This is a genomic window from Novosphingobium sp., assembly GCF_019748365.1.
In the GTDB taxonomy this organism is placed as follows: Bacteria; Pseudomonadota; Alphaproteobacteria; order Sphingomonadales; family Sphingomonadaceae; genus Novosphingobium.
The window spans coordinates 18649-28242 of record NZ_JAIEPN010000057.1; the positions used below are offsets into that span (position 1 = coordinate 18649).

Here is a 9594-nt window from a genome sequence, read left to right on the forward strand (position 1 = left end):
GGCGGAGCGGCGGAAGGCCAACGCTTCAGGCAACCTCGCGCAAGGCGGGCAGCGCGCAGACCGCATCAAGGCCGAGCACATGGGCGACGCGCCCCAGCCCCATCCACACCGCGACGCAGAAGGCGAGGTCGACAATCTCGTCATCGCTGAGCGCGGCCTTGTAGCGCGCCCAGAAATCCTCGTCGCTGGCGAGGGCCTTGGGATCGAGGCCGACTTTCTCGGCATATTCGATGGCGAGCTTCTCGCGCTCCGACAGGACGGGCGACGTGCGCCATTCGTGGACGGCGGCATAGAACGCCTCGTCCGGCGCGGGACCGTTCACGCGCTCGATATCGGGACGATCACGCAGCACGCGGAAGTTCTGGCAGAGCTGGCACCCATTGATCAGCGCCGTGCGCATCCGCGCGCCTTCGAACAGGCGGGTGGGCAGCTTCGACATGCGGTAGGTGACATCGGAAAAGCCGAACGCGGCGTTCACGATCTCGGGCGCATAATGCTCGGACAAGTGGCCGAGCGGGTTCATATGATGGGCTTCGGGCAGAGCAACACGCATGGCATTCTCCCTAACTTATGCCGCGCATGAAACGCGCGAGGGGGCGGCTTGCCCACTCCTCAATTGGAGAGGCGGAGCGCCGGCTGCCGGGCACAGGTTGACACGGTTGACACAGTCCTGAGGAGTAATTGCATTCGATCAGTTCGGCGATTTTGATTGATTGGGGCGATCAGCGCGTTTCCGCCGAGGGCGCAATCGCCAAGGAAAGCCGGGAGAAACGGCATGCTGGGGGAGGCTCTGCAGCGCATGGGCGGATCATGCCCCAGGCGGGCGGCTGTAGGACAGCGGTTTATAAATAACAGACGCGTCTGTTATTTATTCTGGTCTGGGCGGCGGGACGCTTGAAGACCGCAATAAACGGGGGCTTCGGATGGCGTTGGAGTGTGGCAGGATTAACCGAGGATGCTGGGCTCGCATTCTGGCACAACATCGCCATAACCAAAGGGTCTCTGTGATCGCCCCGCGAAAGGTTAAGATGAATGCCGCTGGCATCGTTTCCTTGATCACAATCCTCAATATGACAGTAATTTAACCCAATAACCAAACCATCTGCTTCGCGGTCGACCTTGTTTGCTTTCGGTTTCCGCCAAAGGTTGAGCCGGTATCAGGCCTTGCTGAGGATGTTTGCAATACTCATGCCCTCACAATAGGATTGAGCCTTTCCCAGTCCGACTCGCACTTTGGAGTTTATGATGGCTCATTTCGCGAACGCAGACCCGCAGCTCTCTTGCCGATACAAGAACAAGGCAACCCATGGCGGCAATCACGCGCCTTCCGTCGCCGACTGGTTCAAGAATGACGATACACTCGATCGGCAAGGTGTTTCCCAAGGAAAGCCGAACGGCCATGGCATATGCAAAGGAACGGCGTCCTCTTGGGTCATTGCCTTTCTGAATGGCGTCAGGGACTCTTATACTGCAAACACGTATGAAGAATTCTATACGAACTTCTTACGTTATCAGGCAACGATGGTGAAAGATTTCGGCAAGCACATCGACAGCCATGTTGCCCAATTCAAGAAGCTGGGTGTCGAAACGAACATCAAAGAGTACAAATCAATTAAGGTCGTAAATCTTACCAAAAGCGACATACCGGACGGGCGATGGGGAGCATATATTTCGTGTTGGCATCACGATATTGCCTGTGGCGGCACGTGGGGCACGACTGGGAACAGTTATATTTGTCAACCCAACACAGGGCTGCTCGGCTACACCAACTACCTCACCATGCTGTCCGACCTCGGCACGTACCTCGACAGTCGCAGAAGCAGCAAGAGCAAGCCGGCCACGGAACCTGCAGGGTTCTGGATCTACCGGCCGGGGTGAGCCGATTTTTTCGGATTGCGGTGAGCAGTTCGTCGAGTGAGTATCCTGCTGCAGTATTACGAGATCCTCAAATGGCATCATGATGCAGCTATGGTGGTATCATGGCGACATCTCATCGCACTCCTGAGTTCCCGGACGGGCTGATCGGATAATGCCAGAGAATGAGCGCACCGGCGCTGCCGAGGACGAGGGTGTTGCCGCTGTAGGCGAGCGCCAAGTGATCGAGCACCGCCATCGGCATGTTGCCGGGCTGGGCGCCGGTGGGAAAGCCAACGTCCGTAATCAGCATGCCGGTGAGGAAGATGCCCATGCCCCCGGCGCAATTGAGAACGTCGAAACTGCCGGCAAAGAACACACCTTCGCTGCGCCTGCCGGTGCGGGCCCCGTCTTCCTCGACCACGTCTGACAGCATCGATCCGAGCAAGATCGGCAACAGCAACGCAGACGTTTTGGCTGGGAACAGGCCCAGCACGCGCGCCATGACGGGAATGGTGGCTAGCGAGAGATAGCAGACGACAAGCGCCAGAGCAGCGGCCGTTTGCCGAAAGCCACCACCCCCAACCCCTCCTCTGAAGAGGAGGGGCTTTTGTTTGGGGCAGCGAGATGAGCCCCGGAAACGCTTTCTTAACCATACCTTCATGACATTCCTCTAGCGCCGCTGCGGCAGGATACGCGGCGGTCGGAGGCTGGGCGTGGTGAGTGAAATGAAGTCCGTGGGCGCTCCGCAAAGCACCGGCCCTGCCGCTGCGGGTTGGCCCCTGCGCGTGTTTGCCGTGTGGCTGGTGGTGGCGGTTCTGCTGGTGATCGTCAGTCTGGACGCCATCGCGGCGGGACGGTTTTCCGATCCGGATGATGCCTTGCGGCTGGTGCAGGTGCGCGACTGGCTGGGCGGGCAGAGCTGGTTCGATGTGCGCCAGTATCGCATTGCCGCACCCGAAGGAGTGCTGATGCACTGGTCGCGGCTGGTCGATGTGCCGCTGGCGGCGATGATCGTGCTGCTGCGCCCGATCCTGGGCACGGCGCAGGCCGAGATGATCACGATGATCGCGGTCCCCTTGCTCACCCTGCTGATCACCCTGCTGCTGGCCGGGCGGCTGACGGTGAAGTTCTTCAATGGCGAGACGGTCGTGCTGGTCTGCCTCGTCACCTGCTTCGGGCTGCAGCTGCTGTTTCAGATGACGCCGCTGCGCATCGATCATCATGGCTGGCAAGTGGTGATGGCGCTGGTCGCGATGAACGGGATGGCCGCGCGCGATGCGGTTCGCGGCGGGCTGGTGATCGGGGCGGCGCTGGCGGTGCTGCTGGCGATCTCGATCGAGGGGCTGCCGATCACCGCGGTGATCCTGGGTGTGCTGGCCTTGCGCGGGCTGATCGACCGGGGGCCGCGCCCGTTCGCCGGGTTTGCCGCGGCGACGGCGGCGCTGGTGCTGGGCAGTGGCGCGATCTTCCTTGGCACGCGCGGGACGGGCGACCTCATCACCCATTGCGATCAGATTTCGCCGGTGCATCTGGCCTTGCTCGCAATCATTGCGCTGGGCAGCGCGGGGCTGGCGCTGAAGCCGCCGCAGCGCTGGCCGGTGGCGCTGGGGGCACTGGCGGCGATCGGCGGGGTGACGCTGGCGAGCGCATGGCTCAGCATTCCGCAGTGCCGCGGCGGGGCGTTTTCGATGCTCGATCCGCTGGTCTACAAGCTGTGGTATGCGCATGTGACCGAGGGCCTGCCGGTGTGGGAACTGCCGCTGCCGATGGGGCTGGAAACCGTGGGCCTGCCGCTGGTGGGCCTGATTGCCTCGGCACTGCTGTGGCGCGATGCGGGCAGCGCCGCCGAGAAGGCGTGGTGGCGCGATCATGCGCTGGTGGTGGCCGGGACACTGGTTATCGCGACGCTGTTTCAACGGTCATCGGCCACGGCTTCGGGCATTGCGGCGCTATCGACCGGGGTGCTGATCATGCGCTGGCTGATCGCCTTGCGCGCCCGGAAGCCGCTGCGCCGGACTGCGGGCTATCTCGTCATCCTGACCATGGTGCTGCCCCCGGCGCCGCTGCTGGCGTGGACGCTGCTTTCAGCGCCCTTTGCTCCAGCTGCCAAGGGACCTGAACCAGAGGTGCCTGCGGGCCGATGCGACTTTGCCAAGGCGGCGCGCGCGCTTGGCACCCTGCCCGCGACCGATGTGCTGACGCCGCTCGACATCGGCACGTTCATTCTGGTCGGCTCGCACCAGCGCGTGGTGGCCACCGATCACCACCGCGGCGCGGCCGCGATGAACGATGTCGTCAGCGCCTTTGTCGGCACGGCGGACGAAGCCCATGCGATCATTGGCCGCCGCCACGTGACGCTGATCGCGGTCTGCCCCCATGTGGGCGAACCGGCGACCTACCGGCGCTACGCTCCACACGGCTTCATGGCGCAATTGCTGGACGGCCAGACGCCGGGCTGGCTGGAGAAGATCGATCTGGCGCCGGAGAGCCGCCTGTTGTTCTGGAAAGTGCGCGGCTGACGGATCGGGCGGAGGACTTCCCCGTCAGGCGCGGGTCTTGAGGCGGAGGCTGTCCCAGCTGATATCGCCGGTCCAGCCGCCATCGACGGGGAGCGATACGCCGTTGATGAAGGAGGCTGCGTCGGAGGCGAGGAAGGCGATCGCTTCGGCGACGTCTTCGGGCTGGGCGAAGCGGGCCATGGGCACGCGGTTGACGATATCGGTATCGTCGTAGGCGCCCGAGCCCATGTCCTTCACGTCCATCTCGGTCTTGATCCAGCCGGGGCAGACGGCATTCACGCGCACACCGCGGCCGCCCCATTCGCCCGCGAGCGTGCGGGTGAGGCCGACGAGGCCGTGCTTGGAGGTGTTGTAGGCCGAGCGGTGGATCACGCCGCCAAGGCCCGCGACCGAAGCGACGTTGACGATCGAGCCCTTGCCTGCCGAGAGCATCTGGCGGCCGAATGCGCGGCAGAGGAGGAAAGGCCCTTGCAGGTTGACCGCCATCATCTTCTGCCACTGATCGAGCGTGGTTTCCTCGGCGGGCTGGATCAGGCTGATCCCGGCATTGTTGACGAGGACCTGCGCGCCGCCGAAATCGGTGGCGATGCGCGCGGCCATGTCTTCGACGAAGGCCTCGCTGGCGACGTCTCCGCTGATGCCGATGGCCTGCGCGCCGATTGCGGCGACCTGCTCGTTGACATCCTGCAGATCGGTGAGGACGACGCGGTAGCCGGCGGCGGCAAGGCGGCGGGCGGTGACGAGGCCGAGGCCCTGCGCGGCGCCGGTGACGATGGCGGTGTTCATTGGGGGTCCTTTGCCATGAAGAAGGCCGGATACTCGGCTTTCCAGAAATCGCACTGGTATTCTGACCAGAGATCGCGCGGGCGGACGTTACGGATGTCGAACCGCATCACCGTGGTGCTCGGCCAATCCTTGCCGAGCGAGGTGCCGCGGATGAAGGCGGACCAGGTGGAGACGATCAGGTCTGCGAGGTCCTGCGAGGACGGGCCGAGATCGGGCGCGGTCATCGCGGCGGTGTTGGAGAAGTTGGGGAACAGGGCGTTGAGTTCGGCGGAGTGGACCGCGCCGAGATTGAAGCCCGGTTCGGGGGTGATGGGGATCGAGACACCGCGCACGGGGGCGGTGCGGTCGGCATATTCCCACTGGTATGCACCGAGGAGACGGCCGCTTTCGAGCATCAGGCAGTGCGTGATGCCGAGGCCGGGCATGAAATCGGTCATCAGCGAGCCGAGCGTTTCGGCGGGGTGCTCGCCGGGTTTGAGGGGGTAGCGGGCGAGGACCTTGTCCGCCTTGTCGCCATAGATGGCGCGGACGGCGGCGGGGTAGGTTTCGGGCGTGATCTTCGCGCCGCCCTGAACATCATAGCCGACGTAGAGGCGCATTTCATCGCGGGTGAAGCCGTTGAGGACGGGGACGCGGAGGAAGTCGCCCGCCTTGAGCGCCTCAAGCGTGGGGCGCGGGACGGTGGGGTTGCCGGTGAAGGGCGCGAAGGCGAGGAGTTCGCCCTTGGAGGCGCGGGTGCCTGCGGCGATGAGGGCTTGCGGGTCGATGGCCTTGAGGCAAGCCAGATCGCTGCAACCGGCTTCCTTGGCGACCTTGGCGGCGAACATTTCGGCCTGCGGGAGCGTGCGCAGGGGCGTGCCGCAAGCGCCGCTCTGGATGATCGCGCGGTGGAACAGGCCCTTGTTCGCCTCGGGGGCCATGAGCTGCATGCAGACCGAGGCGGCTCCGGCGGATTCGCCTGCGAGGGTGATGTTTTCGGGATCGCCGCCGAAGGCTGCCGCGTTGGCCTTGATCCACCGGAGGGCGAGGCGCTGGTCTTCGAGGCCGAGGACATGGCCTGCGCCGGAGGTGCCGGCGGGCGGGGCCATGAAGCCGAACACGCCGAGGCGGTAGTTCACGCTGACGACGACGGCATCCATGCCCCTGGCGAGCCGGTCCAGCCGGTAGAGCGAGGCCGCGCCGCCGACGAAGGCGCCGCCGTGGAGCCAGACGAGGACGGGGCGCTTGGCGGCCTTGGCGGTGGGCAGGCTTACGTTCAGCGTGAGGCAGTTTTCCTCGTCGCTCCGTTCGGTGAGGCCGTAGCGCGCGGCCTGCGGGCAGGCGCCGCCGAAGTGCATCGCGGGGAGCACGCCGGTCCACGGCGCGGCGGGTTGCGGCAGGCTCCAGCGCGCATCGCCTGCGACGGGGGCGGCATAGGGAATGCCGCGAAATTCGAGCGCGCCATTGCGGATGAAGCCTTCGACCTTGCCGGAGGTGGTGGTGACGACTTCACCCTGCGGTGCGGATTGTGCGGCAAGCGGCGCGGCCAGCAGGAGCGCAGCGGCGGCGATCAGGGCATTCCAGCATGTGCGGATCATCAGCGGCCAATCCATTCCGGCGGAGCGTGCGCCTCTTGGTACGCACCGGGCCGCCAGTTGCAAGGACCGGATCGCTCACCCGCCGGAACGTGCGCCGCACGGGTGGGCCGTGCGGCGGCCGCCGGATCTCAGGAACCGGTGCTGCGGGGCTGGGCCTGCGAGGCGCGTTCCAGGGCCCGGGCAATCAGCTTTTGATTGCGATTGACCGAGGCCGCGATGGCGGTGCGGACCGCGTTGTCCGCATCCGAACCGGCGGGCACTTCGCGCAGGAGTTCCAGCCATTCGCCGATGGCGGCATCGTGCTGGCCGATGAAGTCCTTCTCCATGGCGAAGTAGAAGCGCGCCCGCGGATCGCGCGGTGCGAGCGCCAGCGTGCGGCGGAAGGCTTCGGCCGCACCCGACGGCATGCGCGCGCCATCGGCATTCTGGAACTGGATGCGCGCCTCGCCCAGCGCCGACCACGTTTCGGCATGATCGGGCGCGATGGCCAAGGCCTTGACGTAGGACTGCTCCGCATCGCGGAACTTGCGCGCTTTCAACTGGGCATTGCCCAGATCGCGCCAGGCCGTCGCATCGCTCGGGGCTGACCGGACACGCGCAAGCCCCTGTTCGACGGTGAGCGCGGTGGGCTCGTACGGCGATACGAACCGGGCCTGAGCCGGTGCTGCCGGCTCGGCTTCTGCGGGTGCCTGCCATGCCCACGCCGCGATGGCCCCTGTTCCAAGCACAGCCGCGAGGACGATAGCGAGAGGTTTGAGGGCTTTCATGATACGAGGCTCTCTCTGGGGGCACGCGGACGTGCCCGGTTTACGTTTCCGGCGCGGCGCATGGCGCCGACCGGGCAGCGTTCAGGCAGGAAGCGGGGCTCTGGAGGCGATTGCGCGGCGGCGGCGCAGCAGGACGACCGCGGTGGCCGAGCCAAACAGCAGCGCAACGCCGGGTTCGGGCACCGGGACAGGGCCGCTGGCCGGGATGAACGCGAAGTTGTCGGTCTCGAACGCGATGCTGGTCGATTTCAGACGCACCTTGCTGATGCTCTGCCCGGCGGCTGTATCAGCAAAGAACGTGACATAGCGATTGGTCCGATCCGCCTTCCAATCGCCGTTGACCGGCGCACTGGCCACTTGCGATCCGGTGAGGCTGCCGAGCAGCTTGCCGGCCTGATCAAAGAATTCGGCCGTGTTGTATGTGTCGATCGAACCCCACAGGAAGTTGACCGCGCCATAGCCCTTGTCGGCCCTGATCGTGGCTGTCCCGATGTCGGTGGTCAGGTACTTTCCGGTGGAGCCCTTGGGCTGGGCCTGAACACCGACAATGCTGCCCGTGGTGACCCGACCGCCATTCAAGGAAAACCCGCTGGGCAGTGGCGAATCGAATGTAATCCGAACAGCATCGGTGCCAGTATAGCCACTTGTAGTGGAGGTAAATGACTGCGCCATTGCTGGCGAAACGCCAACAGTGACGAGAGACAGAAACAGAATTGCGTGCCTTACCATGATTTACACCATATGTTTTTGACCCACTGTTCGGATACTGCAAAAATCTCCGCGATGTCCACTGCAAATCCGGGCAGAGACCGCGCCGTTTCATCTTGGTACATTGTTGATATCGCATATTTATTTCAGATTATTTCTTCATTGTAGCGCTATTATTCTGAGGGGCACCGGGCCTGATACGAAGGGGGTGTTCATGCAGGCGAGCCGGGCGGCGTTGCCGAGCAAAAGTGTCAGTTGCCGCAGACGTCAGGCGGCGCGACAAGCATGGCAATTCGCGCGGAATCGAACCGAAGGGCCTGCCATGTCACGTGAACAGCTGATCGAAATGACCCGTTCGCTTATCGCTCACGGCGATGCCGGGACGATGGAACTGGCGGACGAAGTGGTGCGCATTCCGGCCTCGACCTATACCGACGAGGCGCTGTTCGAGCGCGAGAAGAAGCAGATTTTCCGCCGCCTGCCGCTGATGGTCGCGCCTTCGTGCGAGATCCCCGAGCCGGGCGACTACAAGGCGATGGACATTGCCGGCGTGCCGCTGCTGCTCACCCGCCAGCGTGATGGCAGCGTCGGCGCGTTCCTCAACATGTGCTCGCACCGCGGCAACCCTGTCGCCTCGGGCAGCGGCAATGCCAGCCGCTTTACTTGCGGCTATCACGGCTGGACGTTCAAGAACGACGGCGACCTGATCGGCGTGGCGAGCCCGCAGGATTTCGGCGCGGTGGACAAGGCGGCGCTCTGCCTGACCCGCTTCCCGGTCTATGAAAGCGCAGGGCTGATCTGGGCGACGCTCGATCCCAAGTCCAAGCTTTCGATCGCGGATTACCTGTGCGGCTATGACAGCCTGCTGGAGGCCTTCGGGTTCAAGGACTGGTATCTCTTCAGCCAGCGCACGCTTTCCGGGCCGAACTGGAAGACGGCCTACGACGGCTATCTCGATTTCTACCACCTGCCGGTGCTCCACGCGAACACGTTCGGTTCGGATTTCTACAACCGCGCTAACTATTTCGAGTTCGGGCCGCACCAGCGCCTCTCGACCCCTTCCAGGTATGCGATCAAGGTGCAGTCCGATGATGACGGCCAGATCGACCTGACCCAGCTTTCCGACGCGGAAATCCCCGACGAAGTGCTGGTGCAGGGCGTGTGGACGATCTTCCCGCACATCTCGATCGCCAGCTTCTATGGCGGCGGCCTGCGCGGGGCGATGATCAGCCAGCTGTTCCCCGGCAACAAGGTGGGCGAAAGCTTCACCACCCAGTTCTATGTGATGGAGAAGAAGCCCTCGGACGAAGCGGCGATCAAGGCCGCGCACGAGCAGTTCGACTTCCTCGAGATCGTGGTGCGCGACGAGGACTACAAGAC

9 protein-coding genes are annotated in these 9594 nt (G+C 64.2%); 3 read left to right on the forward strand and 6 right to left on the reverse strand.

Annotated elements, in window-relative coordinates; genetic code table 11:
- Positions 1 to 25: 25 nt before the first annotated feature.
- Positions 26 to 553, reverse strand: a complete 528-nt coding sequence (locus K5Q19_RS08090; RefSeq protein WP_292943212.1) for a carboxymuconolactone decarboxylase family protein — start codon at positions 551 to 553, stop codon at positions 26 to 28.
- A gap of 692 nt (positions 554 to 1245) precedes the next feature.
- Between K5Q19_RS08090 and K5Q19_RS08095 the strand changes: the two genes are divergently transcribed.
- A complete protein-coding gene (locus K5Q19_RS08095; RefSeq protein WP_292943213.1) occupies positions 1246 to 1878 on the forward strand; it encodes a hypothetical protein in 633 nt (210 codons plus the stop codon).
- 112 nt (positions 1879 to 1990) lie between these two features.
- Here K5Q19_RS08095 and K5Q19_RS08100 read toward each other — a convergent pair whose 3' ends face one another.
- Positions 1991 to 2518: an MFS transporter gene (locus K5Q19_RS08100; RefSeq protein WP_292943215.1), complete on the reverse strand. Its 528-nt coding sequence runs from the start codon at positions 2516 to 2518 to the stop codon at positions 1991 to 1993.
- A gap of 64 nt (positions 2519 to 2582) precedes the next feature.
- On the opposite strand from K5Q19_RS08100, the gene K5Q19_RS08105 reads away from it, so the two are divergent.
- The gene (locus K5Q19_RS08105; RefSeq protein ID WP_292943218.1) at positions 2583 to 4376 is read left to right on the forward strand and encodes a hypothetical protein; all 1794 of its coding nucleotides are present in this window, start codon (positions 2583 to 2585) and stop codon (positions 4374 to 4376) included.
- 24 nt (positions 4377 to 4400) lie between these two features.
- On the opposite strand, the gene K5Q19_RS08110 is transcribed toward K5Q19_RS08105, so the two are convergent.
- The 4 genes from K5Q19_RS08110 to K5Q19_RS08125 all read right to left on the reverse strand — a co-directional run bounded on the left by K5Q19_RS08110 (position 4401) and on the right by K5Q19_RS08125 (position 8085).
- Positions 4401 to 5162, reverse strand: coding sequence for an SDR family oxidoreductase (locus K5Q19_RS08110; protein WP_292943221.1), 762 nt, complete (start codon positions 5160 to 5162; stop codon positions 4401 to 4403).
- A complete protein-coding gene (locus K5Q19_RS08115) occupies positions 5159 to 6739 on the reverse strand; it encodes a carboxylesterase family protein (protein WP_292943224.1) in 1581 nt (526 codons plus the stop codon). Before K5Q19_RS08115 ends, K5Q19_RS08110 begins: the two co-directional genes overlap by 4 nt.
- Before the next feature lie 128 nt (positions 6740 to 6867).
- Positions 6868 to 7506: a tetratricopeptide repeat protein gene (locus K5Q19_RS08120; RefSeq protein WP_292943227.1), complete on the reverse strand. Its 639-nt coding sequence runs from the start codon at positions 7504 to 7506 to the stop codon at positions 6868 to 6870.
- Between the two features lie 81 nt (positions 7507 to 7587).
- Positions 7588 to 8085 (reverse strand): PEP-CTERM sorting domain-containing protein, encoded by a 498-nt coding sequence (locus K5Q19_RS08125; protein WP_292943229.1) that lies wholly within the window; start codon positions 8083 to 8085, stop codon positions 7588 to 7590.
- Between the two features lie 451 nt (positions 8086 to 8536).
- Between K5Q19_RS08125 and K5Q19_RS08130 the strand changes: the two genes are divergently transcribed.
- The coding region (locus K5Q19_RS08130; protein WP_292943232.1) for an aromatic ring-hydroxylating dioxygenase subunit alpha at positions 8537 to 9594 on the forward strand (1058 nt) is incomplete at its 3' end.